The sequence below is a fragment of the Streptomyces sp. NBC_01314 genome (assembly GCF_041435215.1).
In the GTDB taxonomy this organism is placed as follows: domain Bacteria; phylum Actinomycetota; class Actinomycetes; order Streptomycetales; family Streptomycetaceae; genus Streptomyces.
This window is the reverse complement of sequence record NZ_CP108394.1, coordinates 8381066-8405454: the sequence shown is the minus strand read 5'-3', so window position 1 is coordinate 8405454 and position 24389 is coordinate 8381066. Positions and strand designations below refer to the sequence as shown.

20 protein-coding genes are annotated in these 24389 nt (G+C 71.5%); 9 read left to right on the top strand and 11 right to left on the bottom strand.

Going from position 1 to position 24389, the window contains the following annotated elements; all coding sequences use genetic code 11:
- Genes hisH through hisD form a run of 5 tightly spaced genes read right to left on the bottom strand, consistent with a single transcriptional unit; the run spans position 1 to position 3842 of the window.
- Complete coding sequence (hisH, locus tag OG622_RS36890) at positions 1-663, bottom strand: imidazole glycerol phosphate synthase subunit HisH (RefSeq protein WP_371580963.1); 663 nt, start codon at positions 661-663, stop codon at positions 1-3.
- Complete coding sequence (locus OG622_RS36885) at positions 654-818, bottom strand: hypothetical protein (protein WP_371580962.1); 165 nt, start codon at positions 816-818, stop codon at positions 654-656. Before OG622_RS36885 ends, hisH begins: the two co-directional genes overlap by 10 nt.
- Positions 815-1417, bottom strand: coding sequence for an imidazoleglycerol-phosphate dehydratase HisB (gene hisB / locus OG622_RS36880; protein WP_371580961.1), 603 nt, complete (start codon positions 1415-1417; stop codon positions 815-817). Before hisB ends, OG622_RS36885 begins: the two co-directional genes overlap by 4 nt.
- Positions 1414-2523 carry a histidinol-phosphate transaminase gene (locus OG622_RS36875; RefSeq protein ID WP_371580960.1) on the bottom strand — a complete coding sequence of 370 codons (1110 nt, stop codon included), beginning with the start codon at positions 2521-2523 and terminating at the stop codon, positions 1414-1416. The genes hisB and OG622_RS36875 overlap by 4 nt, the downstream gene beginning before the upstream one ends.
- The gene (gene hisD / locus OG622_RS36870) at positions 2520-3842 is read right to left on the bottom strand and encodes a histidinol dehydrogenase (RefSeq protein ID WP_371580959.1); all 1323 of its coding nucleotides are present in this window, start codon (positions 3840-3842) and stop codon (positions 2520-2522) included. The genes OG622_RS36875 and hisD overlap by 4 nt, the downstream gene beginning before the upstream one ends.
- 183 nt (positions 3843-4025) lie before the next feature.
- Here hisD and OG622_RS36865 point away from each other — a divergent pair, with 183 nt between their 5' ends.
- The 4 genes from OG622_RS36865 (at position 4026) to ybaK (ending at position 8156) form a co-directional block, all read left to right on the top strand.
- Positions 4026-5609 carry an oxidoreductase gene (locus OG622_RS36865; protein ID WP_371580958.1) on the top strand — a complete coding sequence of 528 codons (1584 nt, stop codon included), beginning with the start codon at positions 4026-4028 and terminating at the stop codon, positions 5607-5609.
- A gap of 207 nt (positions 5610-5816) precedes the next feature.
- Entirely contained in the window at positions 5817-6827 is a 1011-nt protein-coding gene (locus OG622_RS36860; RefSeq protein WP_371580957.1) for a hypothetical protein, read from the top strand.
- A gap of 70 nt (positions 6828-6897) precedes the next feature.
- Positions 6898-7638, top strand: a complete 741-nt coding sequence (locus OG622_RS36855; protein ID WP_371580956.1) for an LON peptidase substrate-binding domain-containing protein — start codon at positions 6898-6900, stop codon at positions 7636-7638.
- 17 nt (positions 7639-7655) lie between these two features.
- A complete protein-coding gene (ybaK, locus tag OG622_RS36850; RefSeq protein WP_371580955.1) occupies positions 7656-8156 on the top strand; it encodes a Cys-tRNA(Pro) deacylase in 501 nt (166 codons plus the stop codon).
- Between the two features lie 233 nt (positions 8157-8389).
- Here the strand turns inward: ybaK and OG622_RS36845 are convergent, their stop codons facing one another.
- The 4 genes from OG622_RS36845 to OG622_RS36830 all read right to left on the bottom strand — a co-directional run bounded on the left by OG622_RS36845 (position 8390) and on the right by OG622_RS36830 (position 12419).
- Positions 8390-9061 carry a DUF2567 domain-containing protein gene (locus tag OG622_RS36845; RefSeq protein WP_371580954.1) on the bottom strand — a complete coding sequence of 224 codons (672 nt, stop codon included), beginning with the start codon at positions 9059-9061 and terminating at the stop codon, positions 8390-8392.
- A gap of 34 nt (positions 9062-9095) precedes the next feature.
- Positions 9096-9920, bottom strand: a complete 825-nt coding sequence (locus OG622_RS36840; RefSeq protein WP_371580953.1) for an ABC transporter permease — start codon at positions 9918-9920, stop codon at positions 9096-9098.
- A 106-nt stretch (positions 9921-10026) separates the two neighbouring features.
- Positions 10027-11052, bottom strand: coding sequence for an ABC transporter ATP-binding protein (locus OG622_RS36835; RefSeq protein WP_371580952.1), 1026 nt, complete (start codon positions 11050-11052; stop codon positions 10027-10029).
- Positions 11053-11195: 143 nt separating this feature from the next.
- Positions 11196-12419, bottom strand: coding sequence for an NYN domain-containing protein (locus tag OG622_RS36830; protein ID WP_371580951.1), 1224 nt, complete (start codon positions 12417-12419; stop codon positions 11196-11198).
- Between the two features lie 242 nt (positions 12420-12661).
- Here OG622_RS36830 and OG622_RS36825 point away from each other — a divergent pair, with 242 nt between their 5' ends.
- On the top strand, positions 12662-12826 hold the full coding sequence (locus OG622_RS36825; protein ID WP_086755445.1) for a hypothetical protein: 165 nt from the start codon (positions 12662-12664) through the stop codon (positions 12824-12826).
- 104 nt (positions 12827-12930) lie between these two features.
- On the opposite strand, the gene dnaE is transcribed toward OG622_RS36825, so the two are convergent.
- On the bottom strand, positions 12931-16470 hold the full coding sequence (gene dnaE / locus OG622_RS36820; protein ID WP_371580950.1) for a DNA polymerase III subunit alpha: 3540 nt from the start codon (positions 16468-16470) through the stop codon (positions 12931-12933).
- 213 nt (positions 16471-16683) lie between these two features.
- On the opposite strand from dnaE, the gene OG622_RS36815 reads away from it, so the two are divergent.
- From OG622_RS36815 to OG622_RS36805, 3 genes are all read left to right on the top strand, one after another.
- Positions 16684-18018 carry a DUF2252 domain-containing protein gene (locus OG622_RS36815; RefSeq protein WP_371580949.1) on the top strand — a complete coding sequence of 445 codons (1335 nt, stop codon included), beginning with the start codon at positions 16684-16686 and terminating at the stop codon, positions 18016-18018.
- 120 nt (positions 18019-18138) lie between these two features.
- The gene (locus OG622_RS36810) at positions 18139-18825 is read left to right on the top strand and encodes a hypothetical protein (RefSeq protein WP_371580948.1); all 687 of its coding nucleotides are present in this window, start codon (positions 18139-18141) and stop codon (positions 18823-18825) included.
- 77 nt (positions 18826-18902) lie between these two features.
- Positions 18903-19703: a DsbA family protein gene (locus OG622_RS36805; RefSeq protein WP_371580947.1), complete on the top strand. Its 801-nt coding sequence runs from the start codon at positions 18903-18905 to the stop codon at positions 19701-19703.
- A 126-nt stretch (positions 19704-19829) separates the two neighbouring features.
- Here OG622_RS36805 and OG622_RS36800 read toward each other — a convergent pair whose 3' ends face one another.
- Positions 19830-20462 carry a hypothetical protein gene (locus OG622_RS36800; protein WP_371580946.1) on the bottom strand — a complete coding sequence of 211 codons (633 nt, stop codon included), beginning with the start codon at positions 20460-20462 and terminating at the stop codon, positions 19830-19832.
- 301 nt (positions 20463-20763) lie between these two features.
- Here OG622_RS36800 and OG622_RS36795 point away from each other — a divergent pair, with 301 nt between their 5' ends.
- Complete coding sequence (locus OG622_RS36795; RefSeq protein WP_371580945.1) at positions 20764-24258, top strand: AAA family ATPase; 3495 nt, start codon at positions 20764-20766, stop codon at positions 24256-24258.
- The last annotated feature ends 131 nt before the right edge of the window (positions 24259-24389 follow it).

The window sequence follows — 24389 nt, the reverse complement described above, 5'->3', positions numbered from 1 at the left end:
CTACAGGGTTCCGATCCAGTTGTTCAGCAGCTGCGCTCCGGCGTCGCCGGACTTCTCGGGGTGGAACTGGGTGGCCCAGAGGGCGCCGTTCTCGACGGCCGCCACGAAGGGCTTGCCGTGGGTCGACCAGGTGACCTTGGGGGCGGTCAGCGCGGGGTTGTGCGTCTCCAGGGACCAGTCCTGGACGGCGTAGGAGTGCACGAAGTAGAAGCGGGCGTCGGCGTCCAGGCCGGCGAACAGCCGCGTGTCGGCCGGGGCCTCGACGGTGTTCCAGCCCATGTGCGGCACGATCTCGGCCTGGAGCGGCTCGACGGCGCCGGGCCACTCGTCGAGGCCCTCGGTCTCCACGCCGTGCTCGATGCCGCGCGCGAAGAGGATCTGCATGCCGACGCAGATGCCCATCACCGGGCGGCCGCCGGAGAGCCGGCGGTCGATGATCCAGTCGCCGCGCGCCTCCTTCAGCCCCTTCATGCAGGCGGCGAAGGCGCCGACGCCGGGCACCAGCAGCCCGTCCGCGTTCATGGCCCTGTCGAAGTCACGCGTTATCTCGACCTCGGCGCCCGCGCGCGCGAGGGCGCGCTCGGCGGACCGCACGTTCCCGAAGCCGTAGTCGAAGACGACGACCTTCTTGGCGCTCTTCTTGGACGCGGTGCTCAATTCCACACCTCCAGCCGCATGATGCCCGCGACGAGACACATCGCGGCGCCGATCGAGAGCAGGGTGATGAGGCTCTTCGGCATGTCCTGCTTGGCGAACGAGATGATCCCGCCGACCAGGAAGAGGCCGACGACGATCAGGACGGTGGAGAGGCCGTTCACAGCGCGCCCTTCGTGGAGGGCAGGATGCCGGCCGCGCGCGGGTCGCGCTCGGAGGCGTAGCGCAGGGCCCGCGCCAGCGCCTTGAACTGGCACTCGACGATGTGGTGCGCGTTGCGCCCGTAGGGCACGTGCACGTGCAGCGCGATCTGGGCCTGGGCGACGAACGACTCCAGGATGTGCCGGGTCATCGTGGTGTCGTACTCGCCGATCATCGGCGCCATCTTCTCGGGCTCGGTGTGCACGAGGTACGGGCGGCCGGACAGGTCGACGGTGACCTGGGCGAGGGATTCGTCCAGTGGGACCGTGCAGTTGCCGAAGCGGTAGATGCCCACCTTGTCGCCGAGGGCCTGCCTGAAGGCGGCGCCCAGCGCGAGGGCGGTGTCCTCGATGGTGTGGTGGGAGTCGATGTGCAGGTCGCCGTCGGTCTTCACGGTCAGGTCGAACAGACCGTGGCGGCCGAGCTGGTCGAGCATGTGGTCGTAGAAGCCGACCCCGGTGGAGATCTCCGTCCTGCCCGTGCCGTCGAGGTTGATCTCGACGAGCACCGAGGTCTCCTTGGTGGTCCGCTCTGTTCTGCCGACGCGGCCGTCGCGACTCATGCGCTCTGCTCCTTCTTCAGTTCACGTACCGCGTCGAGGAACGCGTCGTTCTCGGTGGGAGTTCCGGCGGTGACCCGCAGCCATCCCGGTACGCCGTTGTCCCGGACCAGGACGCCCCGGTCGAGAATCCTCTGCCAGACCTCGTGCGCGTCCTCGAACCTGCCGAACTGCACGAAGTTCGCGTCGGAGTCGGTCACCTCGTAGCCGACGGCGCGCAGTTCGGCGACGAGCCGGTCCCGCTCCGTCTTCAGCTGTTCGACATAGCCGAGGAGGGTGTCGGTGTGTTCCAGCGCGGCCAGCGCGGTCGCCTGGGTGACGGCGGAGAGGTGGTACGGCAGTCGTACGAGCTGGACCGCGTCCACGACCGCCGGGTGCGCGGCGAGGTAGCCGAGGCGCAGACCGGCCGCGCCGAAGGCCTTGGACATCGTCCGCGAGACGACGAGGTTCGGCCGCCCGTCGAGCAGCGGCAGCAGTGAGTCGCCGTGGCTGAACTCGATGTACGCCTCGTCGACCACCACCATCGACGGCTTGGCCGCCTGCGCGGCCTCGTACAGCGCGAGGACGGTCTCCCGTGAGACCGCGGTGCCCGTGGGGTTGTTGGGGGTGGTGATGAAGACGACGTCCGGCCGGTGCTCGGCGATCACCTGCTCGGCGGCGGCGAGGTCGATCGTGAAGTCGTCGCGCCGCGGACCGGAGATCCAGCCGGTGCCGGTGCCCCGCGAGATCAGTCCGTGCATCGAGTACGAGGGCTCGAAGCCGATGGCGCTGCGGCCGGGGCCGCCGAAGGTCTGCAGGAGTTGCTGGATGACCTCGTTGGAGCCGTTGGCCGCCCAGACGTTCGTCGGATCGACCCCGTATCCGGACGTCTTCGTCAGGTACTCGGCGAGCCGCGTCCGCAGCTCCACGGCGTCCCGGTCCGGGTAGCGGTTGAGGTGCCGGGCCGCCTCCCGCACCCGCTCGGTGATCCGCTCGACCAGCGGCTCGGGCAGCGGGTACGGGTTCTCGTTGGTGTTCAGCCGTACGGGGACGTCGAGCTGGGGCGCGCCATAGGGGCTCTTGCCGCGCAGCTCGTCCCGTACGGGGAGATCGTCGATTCCGAAGCTCACTTGCCAGGTACCTTCCAACCGAACCTTGCCTTGATCGCCGCGCCGTGCGCGGGCAGGTCCTCCGCCTCCGCCAGCGTCACCACGTGGTGCGCGACCTCGGCCAGCGCGTCCTTCGTGTAGTCGACGATGTGGATGCCGCGCAGGAAGGACTGGACGGACAGACCGGAGGAGTGGCAGGCGCAGCCGCCGGTCGGGAGCACGTGGTTGGAGCCGGCCGCGTAGTCGCCCAGCGAGACCGGCGCCCAGGGGCCGATGAAGATCGCGCCCGCGTTGACGACACGCTCGGCGACCGCCGCGGCGTCGGCCGTCTGGATCTCCAGGTGCTCGGCGCCGTACGCGTTGACGACCCTGAGGCCCTCGTCGACGCCGTCGACCAGGACGATCGCGGACTGCCGACCGGCCAGTGACGGGCGAACCCGGTCCTCGATGTGCTTGGTGGCCTCGACCTGCGGCTCCAGCTCCTTCTCGACCGCGTCGGCGAGGGCGATGGAGTCGGTGACGAGCACGGCGGCCGCGAGCGGGTCGTGCTCGGCCTGGCTGATCAGGTCGGCGGCGACGTGCACCGGGTCGGCGGTTTCGTCCGCGAGGACCGCGATCTCGGTCGGGCCGGCCTCGGAGTCGATGCCGATGACGCCGGTGAAGTACCGCTTGGCGGCCGCCACCCAGATGTTGCCGGGGCCGGTGACCATGGGGGCGGGCGGGCAGGACTCGGTGCCGTACGCGAACATCGCGACGGCGGTGGCGCCACCGGCCGCGTACACCTCGTCGACGCCGAGCAGCTCGCAGGCCGCGAGGATCGTGGGGTGCGGGAGCCCGTCGAACTCGGCCTGCGCCGGGGAGGCGAGGGCGATCGACGGGACACCGGCCTCCTGCGCCGGGACCACGTTCATGATCACGGACGAGGGGTACACCGACCGGCCGCCGGGGGCGTACAGGCCTACGCGCTCGACCGGTACCCACTTCTCGGTGACCGTGCCACCGGGGACGACCTGGGTGGTGTGCGTGGTGCGGCGCTGCTCGTGGTGGACGATGCGGGCGCGGCGGATCGACTCCTCCAGGGCCGCGCGGACGGCCGGGTCGAGCTGTTCCAGCGCCTGCGTGAGGGCCTCGGCCGGGACCCGTACGGAGGTCAGGCGGACGCCGTCGAACCTCTCCGCGAAGTCGATCAGCGCCGCGTCGCCCCGATGATGCACGGCCTCGCAGATCGGACGCACCTTCTCCAGGGCGGCCGAGACGTCGAAGTCGGCTCGGGGCAGCAGGTCGCGCAGGGCGGGGCCCTCGGGGAGGGCGTCACCGCGCAGATCGATTCGGGAGATCACAGGGCCAATTCTCTCAGACCCGCGCGGGCGGCCGTCCGCGCGTTCCAATGGCTGATACGGGCCCGCGCGGGAACCCGGAAGATCCTCTTCACGTCTTGTGTTCAGGGTGTGACTCAGCGGGCATCACCAGCGTAAACAGTTGCGTGATACACGCGAGTACGGAGGACGGGGGAAGGAAGAGCAGTGAGCGAGGGTGTCGGCCTCCGGGACGACGGAGACCTGCCGGAGGACCTGACCGCCGCCGAAGCGGGCATGTGGCAGGCGTTCCGCAACGGCAGCGTGTACGACTTGCGCGACGGGGACATCGCCGTGGATGACCCGCACGGCGGCCACCCCTGGGGGCCCGAGCGCACCGTCCGGGCGCGGATCGTGGCCTGGCTGCTGCTGGACGGGCCGCCCGCGCTGGCCGGGCGGGTGTCCGCGCTGAAGCTCGTCGGCGTCCAGATCCAGGGTGTCCTGGAGCTCGCGGGCGGCCAGGTGGTGCCGTACGTGGAGATGAAGGGCTGCCGGTTCGAGAAGGAGATCCTGCTGCCGGAGGCCCGGTTCACGACCGTACGGCTGGTGGACTGCTCGGTGCCCCGGCTGGAGGCGGCCCGGCTGCACACGGAGGGCGATCTGCATCTGCCGCGCTGCCGGTTCCACAACGGGGTGCGGCTGGCGGACGCCCACATCGGCACCGATCTGCTGCTCAACCAGGCGGTCGTCTACCGCGACCGGCACGGCCGCTCGCTCTCCGCCGACGGGCTGACCGTGGCCCAGGACTTTCAGGCCGAGATGCTGGAGTCGCACGGCGAGCTGAGCCTGCGCGGCGCGACCGTCGGCGCCTCGCTCAGCCTGCGCGGCAGCCGGCTCGCCAACCCGTACGGCCGCCTCGCCCTGAACGCGCCCCAGCTGACCGTCGAGCGCACCCTCTATCTGACCCCGGCCGGCATCGGCAATCCGCTGCACACCAGCGGCAGCACGCCCGCGCGCGGCACCCGCGTGCAGCGGTTCGACTGCCAGGGCGGGATCCGGCTGGACGACGGGCGGTTCGGTGACTCCGTCGACCTGGAGCGGGCCCGGTTCACCTTCACGGATGAACAGGAGCTGTCCCTGCGCCGCGTCCAGGTGCCCGAGCTGCGGTTTCTCGGCGACCGGCCCGAGCGCGGCAAGGTCGTCCTGTCGGGGGCCCGCGTCGGCGTCCTGATCGACAGTTCGGGGAGCTGGCCCGGCCCCGGCAACCTCCACATGGGCGGCTTCCAGTACGAGACCCTCGTGCCGCGCGACCGGTTCCCGCTGGCGAGACGGCTGGAATGGGTGGCGGCGGCGACCGCCGAGTACAGCCCGGAGCCGTACGAGCGGCTGGCGACCGTGCTGCGGGCCGGCGGGGACGACGAGGGGGCCCGTGAGGTGCTCCTCGCCAAGCAGCGCCACCGGCGGGAGAACCTGCCGCTCGCGGCCAAGCTGTGGGGCCACGCGCAGGACTGGACGGTCGCGTACGGGTACCGGCCGGGCCGGGCCGCGGTGTGGATGGCGGTGCTGTGGGCGCTGACCTCGCTCGCCTTCTCGCACGCGGACCCTCCGCCGATGAAGAGCGGCGAGCACCCGAACTGGAGCCCCTCCCTGTTCGCCCTGGATCTGCTGCTGCCGATCGTCGACCTCGGTCAGGTCGGTTACTGGCAGCTGCGCGAGGGCTGGCAGTGGCTGGCCGCGGTGATGATCATCCTGGGCTGGATCCTCGCGACTACGGTGGCGGCGGGCGCCACCCGGCTCCTGAGCAGGAACTGAGCGGTTCTCTCCGGAGGCCGCTCAGTGTTCCGGACCTTGATCCGGGCGGCAGACAACAGTCTGGTCGGCTGGCAGACAACAGTCTGGTCGGCAGACAACCCAAAGCTTCTTCCCACCGTCTTGATACCGAAACCATCGATCGTGTGACCACGATGGCGAGAACCCGGTACGCGAGAGCGGCACCGGCTCAGGCGCGAAGGGGGTGTCATGGGTCCGCTGCGCGCGCTCGTCCGTACCGCCCGGATGGCACGTCACACCTCACGGCTCGCCGCCGGTCTGGTCACCGACGACGAGGTACTGCTCGACGCCCCCGACGAGCGGCTCGGGCCCGTGCTGCTGGCGGCCGGCCGCGGTGAGTACGCACCCGCGGCGAAGCTGCTGGCGACCACCCGGGAAGCCGCCGAGTGGGAGAACCGCGACCGGTACGCGTTACGGCTCGCCGCCTTCGCCCGCGCGCGCGACGAGTGGCTGCGGGCCTGGCAGGCGGCCGCCCCGCACGACCCGGACGTCCTGCTGATCCGGGCCGAGCTGGCGGTGGCCCGTGGCTGGCACTCCCCCGCCCGGGTCGAACTGCTGCGCGAGGTGAACCCGTTGATCGCCGCGGCCGCCGAGGGTGAGCCGCGCGACCCGGTGCCCTGGCGGATCGCCCTCGACCACGCCCGGGGCACGGGCCTCGGCCACACCGGCTTCGAGCAGCTGTGGGCGGAGGCGGTCCGCCGCTCCCCGCACCACTACGGCTGCCACGTCGCGGCCCTGAAGTACCTGTCGGCCGCCTGGTACGGCTCGCACCGCGAGTGCTTCGACTTCGCCGAGCGGGCCGCCGAGGACGCGCTCCCCGGCTCCCTCGTCCGCGCCCTGCCGGTACGGGCGGCCCTGGCATACCTCACCGAGGGCGGCGGGGCCTTGATCCCCCGCGCGCGTCTGGACGCGGCGGCGGACGGCGCGATCGCGCTCTCCGCCGAGTACGAGCCGAGCGACCCGTGGCCCGCCGAGGTCCGGAATCTGCTGGCCTACGTCCTGGTCCGTCTGGAGCGCTGGCAGGACGCCCTGGCTCAGCTGCGCGTGATCGGCCCGTACGCCACGTCCTTCCCGTGGGACCGGGTGTCGGACGATCCGCTGGGCCAGTTCCTCCAGCTGCGGGACGGCGTACGGCTGGAAGTGGCGTGCTCGATCCCGCTGCGCGCGCGGTCGGAACGGCCGACACGAGCCGGGGGTTAGGTCTCACCGGAGGTCACCAAACGAGTACGGCCGAACGCGCGCGCCCCGACGCCCATTAGGCTCTGGCCTCGTGACCACCGTCCGGCTGCCGCTCTTCCCCCTGAACTCGGTGTTGTACCCGGGGCTCGTGCTTCCTCTGAACATCTTCGAGGAGCGCTATCGCGCCATGATGCGCGAGTTGCTGAAGACCCCCGAGGACCAACCCCGCCGCTTCGCCGTCGTCGCCATCCGCGACGGACACGAGGTCGCGCCGAGTGCCCCCGGCATGCCGGATCCGACCGCCCTGCCCGACCGGGGCCCGACCGCGGGCTTCGGCGACGAACCGACCAAGGCGTTCCACTCCGTGGGCTGCGTCGCGGACGCGGCGACCATCAGGGAACGCGACAACGGCACGTACGAGGTCCTCGCGACCGGGACCACCCGGGTGCGTCTGCTCTCCGTGGACGCCTCGGGCCCGTTCCTCGTGGCGGATCTGGAGGAGCTGCCGGAGGACGCGGGCGACGGGGCGGGCGCGCTGGCGGAGGGCGTCCTGCGGGCGTTCCGCCAGTACCAGAAGCGGCTCGCGGGCGCCCGGGAGCGCTCGCTGTCGACGGGCGCCGACCTCCCGGACGAGCCGGCCGTCGTGTCGTACCTGGTCGCCGCGGCGATGATGCTCGACACACCCGCCAAGCAGCGGCTCCTGCAGGCCCCCGACACCGCGTCCCGCCTGCGCGACGAGCTGAAACTCCTGCGCGCCGAGTCCGCCATCATCCGTACTCTGCCGTCGTTGCCCGCGTCGGAGCTGACGCGGAGCCCGACGAGCCTCAACTGACGTACACGAGAAGGCCGATGGCGAAGAAGTCGAAGAAGCAGCAGGCAGGCGGCACGCCCGCGACGGTGGCCCTGAGCACGGCGGGCGTGGAGTTCACCGTGCACGCCTACGAGCACGATCCCGCGCACCCGTCCTACGGCGAGGAGGCCGCGGAGGCGATGGGCGTGTCCCCCGAGCGGGTCTTCAAGACCCTGGTGGCGGATGTCGACGGCGCGCTCGTGGTCGCGGTCGTGCCGGTGGCGGGTTCGCTGGACCTGAAGTCGCTGGCGACGGCGGTCGGCGGCAAACGGGCGGCGATGGCCGACCCCACCCTGGCGGAGCGCACGACGGGCTATGTCCGGGGCGGTATCTCCCCTCTCGGACAGCGCAGAAAGCTCCGCACGGTGCTGGACGCCTCCGCGGACGCCCATGACACGATCTGTGTCTCGGCCGGCCGCCGCGGCCTGGAGGTCGAACTGTCCCCGCGGGACCTTGCGAAGCTCACGGAGGCGGTCGCCGCGCCGATCGGCCGCGCGTGACGCCGGGTGCGGTCCCTGGGGTTCGCGTCGGAGCTCGGGGCGGTCGGTTCGTCGGCGGGTGCGGGTCCGGTGGGGGCTGGTCGCGCAGTTCCCCGCGCCCCTGAAAAGCAGGGGCTGCGCCCCGTGCTTTTCGGCCCGCAGGGGCCGTGTCCTTCAGGGGCGCGGGGAACTGCGCGAGAAGCCCCACTCACCCGCACCCGCCGACGCCCCGACCCGATCGGCGCCCAGAAACGTCACGCGACCGGCGCCCCGTACCCGTCCTTGGCCTGCTCATCCTCGAACAACTCGGGATCCCGCGGCCCGAACAACGCGGTCAGCCCGAGGTGCACCAGCAACGCCGCCAGCGGCCACGCCAGCAGCGCCCCCTTCGCGGCGAGCTTCAGCGGCGCGGAGAACGTCACCCCCTGCCCGACCTCCTTGGCCCGTGCCGCGACGTCTGTCTCGGGTCCGAGCCAGACCCCGAGCCGCCACGCCACCACGGCGCCCAGCAGCCCGCCGACCGTGAGCGCCACGACGAGAGGCACCCCGCCGCGCCGACGCAGCACAAAGACGACGAGTGCGCTCAGCGCGCCCGCGCCCAGCGCCAGCAGTATGAACGTTCCGTCGACGCCGACGGCCTGCTCGCCCTCGGTGTCCTTGAGATAGACCGCCGATCCGTCGGAGACGAGCGGTACGTGCGGTGCGAGCCACCACCACAGGAGCCCGAGCAACGCGCCGCCGAGCAACGCCATGACCGCGGTGACGACGGCGGCCTCGATCAGTTCGGTCCTCGTCCCGGGACCGGCCGGCTTCTGCGGCTCGTACCAGAGTTCCGCCGCGCCCCCGCCGCTGGTGGGCGGCGGACCCCAGGGGTCGTTCGGGGACTGGTTGTGCGGCGGTGGCGGAGGAGTCAACGGTGCGGTCACACTGCCATCGTGCCAGGCGCGGCTGAGTGCCGCGTCACCGGACGGCGGCCCGCCGGTACGCCCAGGTGGCGACCGCGAGCGAGACGACCCCGACCCCCGCGCACACGGCGAGGTCACCGAGCACGAACGCCCAGTCGGGGTGCGGCCCGAAGGTCCGCGCGAAGGCCTCCACGCCGTATGTCGAGGGCAGCAGGTCCCGCGCGAACCGGATGAAGCCCGGCATCCGGTCGGCCGGCAGTACGCCCAGCAGCAGCGCCGCCGACATGCCCAGCTGTCCGAGCACGGTGGCGAGTTCCGGGCGCGGGGCGAGCAGGCCCAGCGCGGCGCCCAGCCCGGCGAGCGCGGCCCCGGCGAGCGGGATCACGGCGACGAGCACCCAGAGGTGGGTCAGCGGCAGCCCGAAGAGCACACAGCCGAAGACGGCGGTCACGACGGTCCCCGGCACGGTGAAGGAGGCGTACGCCCCCGCCGCGCCCAGCACCACCGCCGCCGGCGGCACCGGCAGCGTCGCGTAGTGGTCGAGCCCGCCGCTGGAGCGCAGCTGCCCGAAGTACTGGGCCAGCAGGTTCAGCGCGACGAAGGCGACGACGAGTACCGCCGAACCGGCGACCACGGCGTGCGCCTCGGCCCCGCCGTCCACCACTCCGCGCATCAGGATCATGATCCCGATCGACTGGAAGGTGGCCACGAACAGCAGCGGGATCCGTGCGACCCGCGCCCGGGAGAGCTGCGCCCGGTACACGGCGCAGAGCGACGGCCACAGGCGCGCGCGGGGCCCGAGCTCGGCGGCCGGGAGCTCGACGCGCTCCTCGGCGGCCAGAGCCTGGCCCGGCAGGATCTCGGCGGGTACGACACTCACGTCGAGCGGCTCCTCTTGGCTTCGGCTGTCGCCCATTTTCGTACGGCCGCGGCAGCCCTGCCGTTCACATCCGCACCGACTGTTCTCCGGCACACGCCCGCGTCCCTCACCCCTTGACCAGTCCCCGTGCGCTGCCCGCGCTGCCGCCGAGCGCCAGGTAGACGTCCTCCAGGCTCGGCGTGGCGAGGGTGAAGTCGTCGAGCGCCACGAAGGCGGCGCCCCCGGTCACCGTGGCCACCACGGCGCGCGCCTCCTCGGGGGCGAGCCGGAGCGTCCATCGGCGCCCGGACTCCACGGCGCGCGGGCGCAGCGCGGCGACCTCGGGCACGTCCAGCGGGGCCTTCTCCCGCCACACCAGCTCGACGCGCACCTCGCCCGCGACCTGTTCCTTCAGTCCGGCAGGCGTGTCGCAGGCGATGACCCGCCCCTTGTCGAGGACGGCGACGCGGTCGAGCACGGTCTCCGCCTCGATGACGTTGTGGGTGACCAGCAGGACGGTGGTGCCGGACTCGGCCCGCCGCCGGTCGACGGCGGCCCACACGGCCCGCCGGGCCACCGGGTCCATGCCACTGGTCGGCTCGTCGAGCACGAGCAGCGGCCGCTCCCCGACGAGCGCGGTGGCGAAACAGGCGAGCCGCCGCTGCCCGCCGGACAGCTTCTTCAGGGGCCGTGCGGCGAGCCCGGTCAGTCCCAGCTCCTCCAGCACCGCGTCCCGCTCGGCCCGCGCCCGCCGTACCTCCAGCCCGCGCAGCCGCCCGGTGGTCTCCGCGGCGAGCGCCACGGTCAGCTCGTCGAGGGCGGTCGACTCCTGCCCCAGGTAGGCGAGGATGCGCGAGGCCCGCTCCGGATGCCGCACGATGTCGTGGCCCAGGATGTCGACGGTGCCGTCGTCGGGCCGCATCAGCCCGGTCAGCTGCCGTACGAGAGTGGTCTTGCCCGCCCCGTTGGGCCCGAGCAACCCGAAGATCTCCCCGCGCCGGACCTCCAGCGCCACCGCGTCGTTGGCCCGTACCTCGGGAGTTCCCGGCGTGCCCCGCCGCCCCCGCGTCGCGGGATACGTCTTGGTGAGCCCCCGCACAGCACACACGACATCCCGACCGTGCCGGATCGCCTGTGCCGTACGCGTACTCACGAGGGTCGAGCCTACGGGGTCCGGGGTGCCGATTTTCCTCCGGGTCACCCAGCCGCGCCCTGGAGAGTCGCGGGAAACCGCGCGACCGGCCCCGACGAACCCACACGCGGCCTCGAACACGCGCCCCGACCTATGGGGCGCCCTTACCGCTCCCCCGCCGGCGCGTGCTCGACCCCCGTACGCACATCGATCTCCCGCCAGAACCCGGCCCTGATCGCGTACCGGTCGCGCTCATCGATCTGGTCGTCCTTGTGCGCCAGCAGCCCGAATCGGGCCGCGTACCGCAACAGCTCCCCGTCGACCCGATGCGGCACCCGTGGATACATCGCCGACAGCTTCTGCAGATGCGACTCATCGGTCAGCCGGGCCATCCACCGCCGAGCGAACACCTGCCCGACCTCGAAGGGGTCGCCTCCGACTGTCGTGATGTCCTCCTCCCGGTCGGCCCACCGCTGCTCCGCCGTCGTCAACTGCGCCAGCGTCGGCATGGCCGCCGCCTCCGGCGGCTCCGCCGCGCCCCCGGGCCGGTCCACCCACCCCTTGTCGGAGGACCATCGCAACGTGGCCGTCGCCGGATGCTGCGATGCGGGCGCCCCTGGCCCCCGCATCGCCGCCAGATCCTTCGGCGTCGGTACGCCCTTGTGCGTGGCCGCCCGCTCCTCGGCCCCGTCGCGCGCCCCATCCGCCGTCGAGGCGTGTTCGGGCTCTCTCGGCGTCCGCTCGGCGGCGGTCGCGAGGGACGACTCGGGCAGCGGCGCCGACAGGATCGCGGCGATCTCCGGTCGCGGCACCGACTGCGGCGCGCAGCCCCCGCCGAGGTCCTTGGCCCGTACGGCCTTGGTGATCCAGATCCGGTCGAGCACGCGCCGCTCGTCGGCTTCGGCGACCAGGTCCTCGGACTGGTTGTAGTCGCCGTCGGCGGCCTGCACGGCCCACAGGTGTACGGCGACGCCGTGCTCCTTGGCGGCCATCATGCCCGGCAGCAGATCCCCGTCGCCGGTCACGAGGACCACGTCGGAACAGGCGCGGTTGCGGGCCAGTTCGGTCAGTTCGGCGTGCATGGCGGCGTCGACGCCCTTCTGCGCCCACCGCCCGTCGCTCCGGGTCAGCGCGCCGAGCCGGACGGTCACGCGGGGCATCACGCGCAACCGTCGGTGCTCGGGCTGCGGGACGCGGTCGGGGGCGCCGTCGAACCAGTAGATGCGCAGCAACGGCCGCTCGGTGTCGGCCTCGGCGCGCTCGCGCAGCCCATGGATCAGGGCGGTGTGATCGACGGTGATGCGGGAGCGGGAGGGTTCCCCGGCGAGGAGGCTGGCAGCCGCGCCGAGCAGATACCCGGCGTCCACCAGGACGATGCAGCGGTCCACGCGATCCACCCTCTTTCCGGGAGGTTTGCTTCGGGCTTCCTTCGAGTCTGCCCGACCGCGCGGAGGTTAACGGCCGGAACTCGATCTTCGGCGTGGCGTATCGGCCGCGCGCCCCTTCGGTACGGCGCACTGTCCGACAACTCTCGTCACGGACGGTGTTTTTTCGAAATGCGAACCTTGTCATGCTATGTGAGTCTGGTCGCGGCCCTGGCCCCTAGATCCCCCTCAGGAGGCAGATCACCATGGCCAAGAACAAGAAGCAGGACCGCAAGCAGCCGCAGTCCGAGCGTGGTCAGCAGGAGGCCCAGCAGTCCTCGCTGGAGTCGCAGGCCGAGCAGCGCGCGACCCAGGTGACCCCCGGCGACATGGCCCGCAAGGGTCGGCAGAAGCGCTTCGGTCACAACTGACATCCGCGGAAAGGGCTGTTGCAGCCCGTACACACCAAGGGGCGCGTCCGGAACACCGGATGCGCCCCTTGCACGTTCACGCCCACCGGCCTGACGAGGCCCGCTCAGCCGGCCAGGCAGGACGGGCCGAGCAGCACCTTCAGGTCGCCGAACAGGGCCGGGTCCGGCTTCACCCGGTGCCGGTCGAGGCGCAGCACGGTCGTCTTGGTCGGGCCCTGGAGCCTGATCCGGACCTCGCTGTCGCCCTTGTGGTGGCTGAGGATCTCACCGAGCCGGCTGACCATGGGCGGGGTGACGCGGGTGGCCGGGATGGTGAGGATCACCGGCGCGTTGGTGCCCGCGTTCGACAGGTCGGGGACCTGCATCTCCATCGAGACCAGCCGCGGCACCTCCTCGCGCTTGTCGAGGCGGCCCTTCACGAACACGACCGCGTCCTCGACGAGTTGGGTCGAGACGAGCTGGTAGGTCGCCGGGAAGAACATGCACTCGATGGAACCGGCGAGGTCCTCCACCGTGGCGATGGCCCAGGCGTTGCCCTGCTTGGTCATCTTGCGCTGGAGACCGGAGATGATGCCGCCGATGGTGACGACCGCGCCGTCCGCGTGCTCACCACCGGTGAGCTGGGCGATGCCCGCGTCGGCCTTGTCGGAGAGCACGTGCTCCAGACCGAAGAGGGGGTGGTCGGAGACGTAGAGGCCGAGCATCTCCCGCTCCTGGGCCAGGAGATACGTCTTCTCCCACTCGTCGGTGGTGAACTCGACGTCGAGTCCGAAGCCGGGCTCGCTGGTCTCCTCCTCGCCCATGCCGCCGAAGAGGTCGAACTGGCCCTCGGCCTCCTTCCGCTTGACCGCGACCACGTTGTCGATCATCGGGTCGAAGTGCGCGGTGAGGCCCTTGCGGGTGTGCCCCATCGTGTCGAACGCGCCCGCCTTGATCAGCGACTCCGTGGTGCGCTTGTTGCAGGCGACCGCCTCGACCTTGTCGAGGTAGTCGGGGAAGGAGGCGTACTTCCCCTTGGCCTTGCGGCTGCGGATGATCGACTCGACCACGTTCGTACCGACGTTGCGCACGGCCCCGAGGCCGAAGAGGATGACGTCGTCGCCCTGGGCGGCGAAGTTGTGCTCGGACTCGTTGACGTTCGGCGGAAGCACCTTGATGCGCATGCGCCGGCACTCGTTGAGGTAGACCGCCGACTTGTCCTTGTCGTCCTTGACCGAGGTGAGCAGCGCGGCCATGTACTCGGCCGGGTAGTTCGCCTTCAGATAGCCGGTCCAGTAGGACACGAGCCCGTACGCGGCCGAGTGGGCCTTGTTGAAGGCGTATCCGGCGAAGGGGACCAGCACGTCCCACAGGGCCTTGATCGCCTCGTCGCTGTAGCCGTTCTTCTTGGCGCCGGCCTGGAAGATGGTGAAGTTCTTCGCCAGTTCCTCGGGCTTCTTCTTGCCCATCACGCGTCGCAGGATGTCGGCCTCGCCGAGCGAGTAGCCCGCGATGATCTGGGCGGCCTTCTGGACCTGCTCCTGGTAGACGATCAGGCCGTAGGTGACCGCCAGGACCTCCTCCAGCGGCTCCTCCAGCTCCGGGTGGATCGGCGTGATCTCCTGGCGCTTGTTCTTGCGCTCCGCGTAGTTGATGTGCGAGTTCATGCCCATCGGGCCCGGCCGGTAGAGGGCCGAGACGGCGGAGATGTCCTCGAAGTTGTCGGGCTGCATCTGGCGGAGCAGCGAGCGCATGGGGCCGCCGTCGAACTGGAAGACGCCGAGGGTGTCACCGCGGCAGAGCAGTTCGAAGGTCTTGGGGTCGTCCAGCGGGAGGGCGAGCATCTCCAGGTCGATGCCCTTGTTGGCCTTCACCATCTTGATGGCGTCGTCCATGATCGTGAGGTTGCGCAGGCCCAGGAAGTCCATCTTCAGCAGGCCGAGCGACTCGCACTGCGGGTAGTCCCACTGTGTGATGGTCACACCGTCGGTGTGCCGCACCCAGATCGGGGCGTGGTCGACGATGGGCTCGCTGGACATGATCACGCCGGCCGCGTGCACACCCATCTGCCGGACCAGGCCCTCGACGCCCTTGGCGGTGTCGATGACCTTCTTCACGTCCGGTTCGTTCTCGTACATTCCCCGGATCTCGCCCGCTTCGCTGTAGCGCGGGTGGGAGGGGTCGGTGATGCCGTTGAGGTCGATGCCCTTGCCGAGGACGTCGGCGGGCATCGCCTTGGTGAGCCGGTCGCCCATCGCGTACGGGTAGCCCAGCACGCGCGCGGAGTCCTTGATGGCGTTCTTCGCCTTGATCTTGCCGTACGTGCCGATCATGGCGACCTTGTCGGCGCCGTACTTCTCCGTCACGTACCTGATCACCTCGACGCGCCTGCGCTCGTCGAAGTCGATGTCGACATCGGGCATGGAGACGCGCTCGGGGTTGAGGAACCGCTCGAAGATCAGACCGTGCGGGATCGGGTCGAGGTCGGTGATGCCCATGGCGTACGCGACGATCGATCCGGCGGCGGAACCGCGGCCGGGGCCGACGGCGATGCCCTGGGTCTTGGCCCACATGATGAAGTCGGCGACGACGAGGAAGTACCCCGGGAACCCCATCTGGATGATGACGTCCATCTCGTACTCGGCCTGCTTCTGGCGGTCGTCGGGGACGCCGCCGGGGAAGCGGCGCTCCATCCCGCGGCGGACCTCTTCCTGGAACCAGGTGATCTCGGTGAAGCCTTCGGGGATGTCGAACTTCGGCATGAGGTTCTTGGCCTCGAACATGCCGGAGGTGTCGATCTGTTCGGCGACCAGCAGGGTGTTGGCGCAGCCCTCCTGCCAGGCGTCCGAGGAGTCGACGGCGTACATCTCGTCCGTGGACTTCAGGTAGTAGCCGGTGCCGTCGAACTTGAAGCGGTCCGGGTCGGAGAGGTTCTTGCCGGTCTGGATGCACAGCAGGGCGTCGTGCGCGGTCGCCTCGTGCGCGTACGTGTAGTGCGAGTCGTTCGTGACCAGCGGCGGGATGCCGAGCTTCTTGCCGACGCGGAGCAGGTCCTCACGGACCCGGTGCTCGATGTCGATGCCGTGGTCCATCAGCTCCAGGAAGTAACGGTCCTTGCCGAAGATGTCCTGGTACTCGGAGGCCGCCTTCACCGCCTCGTCGAACTGGCCGAGGCGCAGCCGGGTCTGGAGCTCGCCGGAGGGGCAGCCGGTGGAGGCGATGAGCCCCTCGGACCACTGGGAGATGGTCTCCTTGTCCATCCGGGGCCACTTCTGCAGCCAGCCCTCGGCGTACGCGTCCGAGGAGAGCTTGAAGAGGTTGTGCAGGCCCGTCCTGTTCGCCGCCCAGATCGTCTTGTGCGTGTAACCACCCGAACCGGACACGTCGTCCCGCTTCTGGTGCGGCTGGCCCCACTGGATCTTGCGCTTGTTGCGCCGGGACTCGGGGGCGACGTACGCCTCGATGCCGATGATCGGGGTGACGCCGGCCTTCTTGGCGGTGTGGAAGAAGTCGTAGGCCCCGTGGAGGTTGCCGTGGTCGGACATGGCGATATGGGTCATGCCCATCTCGTTGCACGCGTTGAACATGTCCTTGAGCCGCGCGGCACCGTCCAGCAGCGAGTACTGGGTGTGGACGTGCAGGTGCGTGAACGGCGGCTTTGACACGGCTTCGGCCTCCAAGGGACACAGGGGAAACAAGCGTGAACGACTTCCCCACGGGCTGCGGACAGTCTGGGGGACAGCGTCGAAGTCTATGCCTCGGGACTGACACCGCGAGGCGTGTCCCCCGTACCTTTCAGGGGGCGTCGCGGGCACTCGCGCGCGCCCTCGCACGTTGAGAAGTCGACTCACCCGTGATCCACCAGGAGGCACCCAGCGATGTCGGTTCCGCAGCTCAACGACGAGCGACGCGGCGAGGAGATCCTCGCCGTCTTCGACACCGCGTTCGGCCAGCTCCTGGCCGCCGACCCGGCCGCGTTCCGCGTGAAGTTCCGGAAGATGGCGGCCTCGGCCTTCGCGTTCTACCGGGGTACGGCGTGCCTGTTCTACAAGGATCTGGACGACGAGAAGGCCTCCGGTCCGTACCTGGACGAGCGCACCTCGCGCGTGTGGATCCACGGCGACCTGCACGCGGAGAACTTCGGCACGTACATGGACTCCACGGGCCGCCTGATCTTCAACGTGAACGACTTCGACGAGGCGTACGTCGCCCCCTTCACCTGGGACCTGAAGCGCTTCGCCGCCTCCGTGGCGCTCATCGGGTACGCGAAGGCGCTCGGCGACGAGCAGATCACCGAGCTGGTGGAGACCTACGCGGCCGCCTACCGCGAGCGGATCCACGCCATCGCGACCGGCGCCAAGCGGGACGAGGTGCCTCCGTTCACGCTGGACACCGCCCAGGGCCCGCTGCTGGACGCGCTGCGCGACGCCCGCTCGCTGACCCGCTTCGGTCTCCTCGACTCGATGACGGAGATCCGTGACTTCGAGCGTCGCTTCGCGCCCGGGGGCGGCTCGATCGAGCTGGACGCGGCGACCCGCTACAAGGTGCTGGCCGCCTTCGACGGCTATCTGGAGACGCTCCCGGAGTCCTCGCTGACCCGCCCGGACTCCTACCGGGTGAAGGACGTCGTCGGCCGCCGGGGCATCGGCATCGGCTCGGCGGGACTGCCGTCGTACAACATCCTGCTGGAGGGGCAGAGCGACGCCCTGGAGAACGACGTCGTGATCTACATCAAGCAGGCCCAGACCCCGGCCGTCTCCCGCCACATCACCGACCAGCGGATCCGTGACTACTTCGAGCACGAGGGCCACCGCACGGTGATCTCCCAGCGGGCTCTGCAGGCCCACGCCGACCCGTGGCTGGGCTGGACCGAGCTGGACGGCGCCGGGCAGCTGGTCGCCGAGGTGTCCCCGTACGCGGTGGACCTGGACTGGAGCGACATCGACGACCTGGACGAGATCGCGACGGTCGTCGCCGACCTCGGCCGGGCCACGGCCACGATGCACGCGGCGGCGGACGACCTGACCGGGCAGTCCCTGGTGCCGTTCTCCACGGAGCGGGCCATCGACGCGGCGATCGCGGCCGACGAGGAGGGCCTCGCACCGCTCCTGGTGGACTTCGCGCACGCGTACGGAGCACGCGCGCGTGCGGACCACCAGATCTTCGTCGACCTCTTCCGCAACGGCCGGATCCCCGGCCTGCGGAACCACTGAGACCCCGGCGAATTCCCGAGAACCCTCCCCGCAGGCCACCACCGAGACAGGAGGCGTCGCGTACTCACAGGGACCTTTTAGCGGTCCCTTACGTGCGTACGTGGGACACTCTCCGACGCCATGGACATATCCGGGACCCACCTCAGAGCCGTACGCGCGGCGCTGTTCACGGCGGTCGTCGTGACGCTCAGCACCACGTCGCACGTACTGCTGTCCAGGGTCCCGCTCCCGCTCACCGCCGTCGCCGCGATCGCCGCCGCCGTGTTCCTCGTCGCCTACGCGCTGGCCGGCCGCGAGCGCGACTTCGGGCGGATCGCCGGTGTGCTGATCCCACTGGAGCTGACCGCCGACACGGTGTTCACCACGGGCCAGCACGCCTGTTACGGCGAGGCGGGCGGCCCGATCACCGGTCCGCTGCGCCAGGTCGGGCTGGACATGCTGTGCGGCGGCGGCAGTGTGGGCGCACCGCTGGCGCGGGTCGCCGGCGGCTCCGAGCGGGCGGCGGCGCTGCTGGCGGGCGCCGGTCCGGGCGCCGCCTGGCTGCTGCTCGCCGCGCACATCGGCGTCGGTCTGCTGGCCGCCGCCTGGCTGCGGCGCGGCGAGCGTGCGCTGGCCCAGCTGTTGGACGCCGCGGTCGCCGCCGGCTTCCGGCCGCTGCTGATCGCGGTCGCCGTGGTCATGGTGCGGCCCCTGAAGGCGCAGCACCGGCCGACGCGCACCGCGCACCGTACGGCCAGTGCCCGCACCCTTCTCCACACGCACTCCCTGGGACGGCGTGGACCGCCGTGCTCGGTCACCTTCGCGTGACCACCTCCTGAGCACGAGCACGTCCCCCACCACACGCATCCGCGCACCCCGTGTGCGCGTCCCCAGGGAGTTCACCCATGAGCAAGCGGAACAGCAGCGCGGCGAAGTCGGCGGCCCGTGAGCGCCTGCGCCTGGAGCGCGAGCGTCAGGCCAAGCGCGCGAAGGTCAGGCGGCAGGCGATCGTGGCGGGCTCGATCGTCGCGGTCCTCGCGATAGCCGGCGGCATCGGCTACGCCGTCGTCCAGAACAACCAGCCCACCAAGTGGGAGGCGGCCGCCAAGGCCACGGTGGTCGCCCCGGCCAACACCTCGGGCAAGAACGGCACCACTGTGCTGATCGGTGACTCCACGTCCGACAACGTGGTCCATCTGTACGAGGACCCGCGCTGCCCGGCCTGCGCCGGCTTCGAGCAGACCGTCGGCGAGACCGTCAACAAGGGCATGGACGACGGCGACTACAAGCTCTCCTTCACGCTCGGCACCTTCCTGGACGGCAACCTCACCGGCGAGGGCTCGAAGAACGCGCTGAGCGCGCTCGGGGCCGCCCTGAACGTCAGCCCCGAGGCCTTCCTCGACTACAAGGCCGCGCTGTACTCGACGAAGTACCACCCGGAGGAGTCCACCGACGAGTTCGCCAAGGACAGCTATCTGATCAAGGTGGCGAACACGGTCGACGCGCTGAAGAACAACAAGAAGTTCCAGGACGCCGTCGAGAAGGGCACTTACGACGCCTGGGCGATGAGGATGAGCAAGTCCTTCACCGACGCCGACGGGGTCAAGTCGACCCCCACCATCAAGATCAACGACAAGACGATCACCAACCCGTCCACGGTCGCGGAGTGGGAGACGGCGCTCAAGGACGCGGGCGTCACCAAGTAGCCGCCGCACGGCACGCGTGAACGGGCGGGGCCCCGGAGCGGATCTCCCCGCGGCCCCGCCCGACCGACGACGGCAGCGGCTACGGCGCGGCTACGGCGGCTACGGCGGCTACGGCGGCTACGGCGGCTACGGCGCGATGTACGGCTTGACGCGCTTGCGGTAGTCCTCGGGCCGGACCTCGTTGTAGTACTTGTCGGCGTCCTCGTCGTCCGAGGTGAAGATGTACACCGGGCACTCGTCGGACTCGGCCTTGCCCGTGTGCCCGTACTGCTCCTTGCCGGTACGCGCCTCGACGACCCGCACCCGGTACGAGGTGTTGTACGTCCGGATCTTCAGCGGCTTGCCGTCGGCCTCCATGTCGCAGACCTTGCCGGTCGCGGTGGCCTTGGTGCGCTCCACGCAGACGACCAGCTCCGCCTTCTCCGGCTTGTCCTCGTAGCCGAGGAACCAGCCCTTGGGGAAGTCGCCGTCGACGGGCACGCTGCTCGTCCAGCCGTCGCCGGTGCTGTTCATGAGCTGCGCCGGGTGCACGGTCTTCTTCGTACGGTCGTAGGCGGGCAGCCCCTCGAAACCGAGCCCGTCCGTGCAGACCCGCTCCAGGTCCTGGGTGGTCAGCGGCACCTCCGGTCCGTCGGCGGCGGCCCCGGCCGACGACGACCCGCCGCCGCTCCCGCCCCCGGTGGTTGCGGCGGGTGACGAACACCCGCACAGGACCAGGCCCAGCACTCCGGCGGCGACCCATATCGGGGCACGCTGCATTGACGACCTCCCTGCCGAAAGAAAAAGAAGCAGGCAGGGCATGTTCCCCCGGGCCATGCCCTGTCCCCCCTGCCCTGCCGAAACAGAAGCGTGCCGGACGCCGGGCCCCCTGGTATCGGGGAAGATCCCCCATGTAGTTGTGCGACCTCTGTGGAGCCGGGGGCTACCCTGTACGCGCCTCGAAGGCGCTTTCGAGAGGTGCCCGGCGGGGGTGCCGTACGGGTGCGTACGGGTGCGTACGGGGTTGCCACCACCATCCCGACAGGGCGCAGGGGGCCTGGAGTTGTCGTCGTTCTCTTTGATGCCGTCGTTCTCGTCGTTCTCGTCGTTCTCGTCGTTCTCGTCGTTCTCGTCGCTGTCGTCGCTGTCGTCGCTGTCGTCGCCCGCTCTGATCGGCAGGGAAGCGGAGCGGGACCTTCTGGCGGCTGCCGTCCGGGCGGCCCGGGAGGGGCGGGGCTCGTCGGTGTTCGTGCTGGGCGAGCCCGGTATCGGCAAGTCCCGGCTCGTCGAGGAAACCGCGTCCGCCGCCGCCGGCGCCGGGGCACGGGTGCTGCGCGGGCGGGCCGCGTCCGCCGGGCGCGCGGTGCCGTTGCGTCCGCTGGCGGAGGCGGTGTTCTCGGGGTTACGGGGCGACGGGGCGCCCTCGGACGGGGACCTGGGCCTCTACGAGCCCCTGCTGTCCCGGCTGTGCGGGCTGGCACCACAGGACGGCGCCCCGCTCGTCGGGTACGCCGAAGCGGTGCTCCGGCTCCTGCACGTCCTCGGCCGGGACGGCGGCTGCGTCCTGGTGCTGGAGGATCTGCACGACGCGGACGCCGACACGCTCGCCATCGTCGACTACCTGACGGACAACCTCTCCGGCCAGCGGGCCGTCCTGCTGGCCACCCTGCGCGGCGAGGCCGGCCCGGCACTGGACCTCGCCGAGGCCGCCACCTCCCGTCGTACGGCCCGTACGGTCCGCCTCGCCCGCCTCGGAGCGGCCGGCACCGCCGAACTGGCCGCCCGGTGTCTGGGCCACAACACCGCCGAGGACGTCCCGGCGGCGGTGCTGCACCGGCTGCACGCCGTTTCCGAGGGCGTTCCCTTCGTGGTGGAGGAGCTGCTGCGTGCCATGGTCGACGGCGGCTCCCTCGTCCGGGACGGGGGCTCCGGCTGGACGGTGACCGGTTCGCTCGACGCCGGTGTCCCCGACACCGTCGCCGCCGCGGTTCTCCAGCGCGTGGACCAGCTGTCACCGCCCGGCATCGCCCTGCTGGAGGCGGCGGCGGTCCTCGGCAGACGCTTCCCCGTGGACATCGCCGCCCGCGCCGCGGGCCTGGACCACGCCACCGCCCTCACCCAGCTCCGCCACGCGGCCCACGCCCACCTCGTGTCCGGCGCCACCACGCCGTCGGAGCCGGGCTGGCACACCTTCCGCCACGCCCTGACCGCCGACGCCATCACCGGACGGCTACTCCCGCCCGAACGCGCGGCCCTCTGCCTGGCCGCGGCGGACGCGATCGAGGCGGCGAAGGGGGTGGGCCGCGAGAAGGCACGGAGTGAGGGGGCGGTTCTTGAGGGGCCGAGCCCTGACGGGGTGAGCCCAGAGGAGCCGCGCAGCGAGGAGCCGGACCTCGGCGGGGCGAGCCGCGAGGGAGTGAACCCTGCGGGGGCGGGCCTCGACAGGGCGAGCCTTGGAGGGCCGACCATCGGCGGGGACGCCCCGACACGCCCGGGCACCCCGAGCACAGCGGACCTCGACACGCCGAGCACGGCAGACCTCGCCGACCCGAGCACGACAGACCTCGACACGCCGGCCACGCGGAACGCCCTCGGCCACGAGCCGGCCGGCCTTCCCGTCCCACCGCCCCGTGGCCGCGAGACGGCCGGCTCCCCCGCTCCCCCGTCGACGGAGCCCGACACCCCCGTCGTACTCGCCCCGCCCGCCGTACCCGGCGCCGCCCGCACCCTGACCCCGCCCGCCGATCCGAACGCCCCCCACCGACCGCTCGATGGCGCGGACGCCGGCGACGACCTGTACCGCCTCGCCGCGGAGCTGTGTGTGGCCGCCGGCCGGCCGGCGCGGGCGGCCGTGCTGCTCACACGGGCCGGCAAGCAGGCGGTCGCGCGGGGTGCGTTGCTGACCGCCGTGGAACTCCTCGACCGTGGCCTGGAGTTGACCGCGGACACGCCGGACGCGCCGCCCGAGGCCGTGGCCCTGCTGCTGGAGGAACTGCTCAACACGCTGATCCTGACCGGTGACGTACGGCGCGTGCCCGAACTCGGGGATCGGCTGGACCGTGTCCTGACGGTGTGGGGCTCGCCATCCACCCGACGGGCAGCGGGCTTCCTGACACGCGCGCGGGCCGCGGCGACCGCCCAGCAGTGGGAGGAGGGCCTGACCGCCGTACGGCAGGCGAGGGACCTGCTCGGCGACACGCCCGATCCGGCGTCCCGGGCCGCCCTGGACGCGGTCGCCGCCCACCTGGTGCTCAACTCGCAGCGCCCGGACCGGCTGGAGAACGCCCGCGCGCTCGCCGAGGGGGCCGTCGCGACCGCCGAGGAGGTGGTGCTGCCGGAGGTGGCGTGCAAGGCGCTGAACATGCTCGGCTACTGCCTGCGGCCCCAGGACCTCGGCGAGGCGGAGGATGCGTTCGCACGGCTGGTCGCCATCGCCGAGGCCCACGCGCTGCCGGTGTGGCGGATCCGCGGCCTGCTGGAACTGGGCGTGCTCGACCGCGTCCGGTTCACCGGCACGGACCGGCTGCTCGCCGCTCGCGGGGCCGCCGAGGAGACCGGCGCGGTGCTCATGACGGCCTGGGCCGACATGCATCTGACCCTCGCGCACATCCTGCGCGACGAACACGACCGGGCGACGGAGTCCGCGCGTCGGCTCCGGACGACGGCCCACAGACTGCGGCTGCGCGAGGTGGAGCTGATCGGCGCCGGCGTGGATGGCATCATCGCCGCCTCGCTCGGGGAGCGGGAGAAGCTCGACGCCACCCTGCGCACCCTGGAGCGCGCGCTCGCCGGCCGGAGCGCCGGGGCGCTCTGGGGCTACGCCGACACCTCCGTGTGGGGCTGGGCCCAGGGCATCTGCTCCCTGCTGCGGGAGGAGACCGACCGCGCGCTGGCCGAGTTCACCGAGGCGGACGGCGTCATGCGGGCGCTGCCCAGCACCGGTGGTGTCACCGGCTTCCTCGGCCCGTACCTCCTGCTGCGCACCCTGCGCGGTGCGACCGACTGGACCGAGCTGGACGGCCCCGGCACCGAACGGCTCACCCAGGTCCACTGGGACCGCCCCTTCGCCGGCTGGTCCCGGGCCATCTTGCTGGGCCGCGAGGGCCGGGCGGCCGAGGCCACCAAGGCGGCGGAGGAAGCCCTGGCCGGGACCCACGGCATCCCCTTGGCCGCCCATCTCTGTCTGCGCCTGGGCGCCGAGGCCGCACTCGCCGACGGCTGGGGCCGGCCCGTGGAATGGCTGCGCGCCGCAGAACAGTTCTTCCACGAGCGGGGCACGACCCGGGTGTCGGCCGCGTGCCGGGCGCTGTTGCGCGACGCCGGCTCCCCCGTGCCGCGCCGCCGCCAGGGCCACGACGCCGTCCCGCAGGAACTGCGGCGCGCGGGGGTGACCGCCCGGGAGTACGAGGTCCTGCGCCTGCTCGGGGCCCGACTCGGCAACCAGGAGATCGCCGAGCACCTCTTCCTCTCCCCCCGCACCGTCGAGAAGCACCTCGCCAGCCTCCGCGACCGCACCGGCCGCCCCGACCGCGCCGCCCTCATCGCCCTGGCCAAGCGGTACGCCCACGAGCGGTGACCGACGGGCCGCCCCAGGACGACCGCCCAGGTCGATCGACGGCGCATCAGCCCACGCGGCCTGCGGCGAACGCGGCACGAACGGTGGCGGGGAGGCCGCCCGTCCCGGCTCGCCGACCGACGAACAACCCA

What these genes read in the sequence shown, in the direction of transcription:
- OG622_RS36860 (WP_371580957.1), top strand. Translation starts at nt 5,817, where the DNA reads ATGGGTCCGCTGCGCGCGCTCGTCCGTACCGCCCGGATGGCACGTCAC.
- OG622_RS36810 (WP_371580948.1), top strand. Translation starts at nt 18,139, where the DNA reads ATGGACATATCCGGGACCCACCTCAGAGCCGTACGCGCGGCGCTGTTC.
- OG622_RS36795 (WP_371580945.1), top strand. Translation starts at nt 20,764, where the DNA reads ATGCCGTCGTTCTCGTCGTTCTCGTCGTTCTCGTCGTTCTCGTCGTTC.
- OG622_RS36815 (WP_371580949.1), top strand. Translation starts at nt 16,684, where the DNA reads ATGTCGGTTCCGCAGCTCAACGACGAGCGACGCGGCGAGGAGATCCTC.
- hisB (WP_371580961.1), bottom strand. Translation starts at nt 1,417, where the DNA reads ATGAGTCGCGACGGCCGCGTCGGCAGAACAGAGCGGACCACCAAGGAG.
- OG622_RS36805 (WP_371580947.1), top strand. Translation starts at nt 18,903, where the DNA reads ATGAGCAAGCGGAACAGCAGCGCGGCGAAGTCGGCGGCCCGTGAGCGC.
- OG622_RS36825 (WP_086755445.1), top strand. Translation starts at nt 12,662, where the DNA reads ATGGCCAAGAACAAGAAGCAGGACCGCAAGCAGCCGCAGTCCGAGCGT.
- ybaK (WP_371580955.1), top strand. Translation starts at nt 7,656, where the DNA reads ATGGCGAAGAAGTCGAAGAAGCAGCAGGCAGGCGGCACGCCCGCGACG.
- OG622_RS36800 (WP_371580946.1), bottom strand. Translation starts at nt 20,462, where the DNA reads ATGCAGCGTGCCCCGATATGGGTCGCCGCCGGAGTGCTGGGCCTGGTC.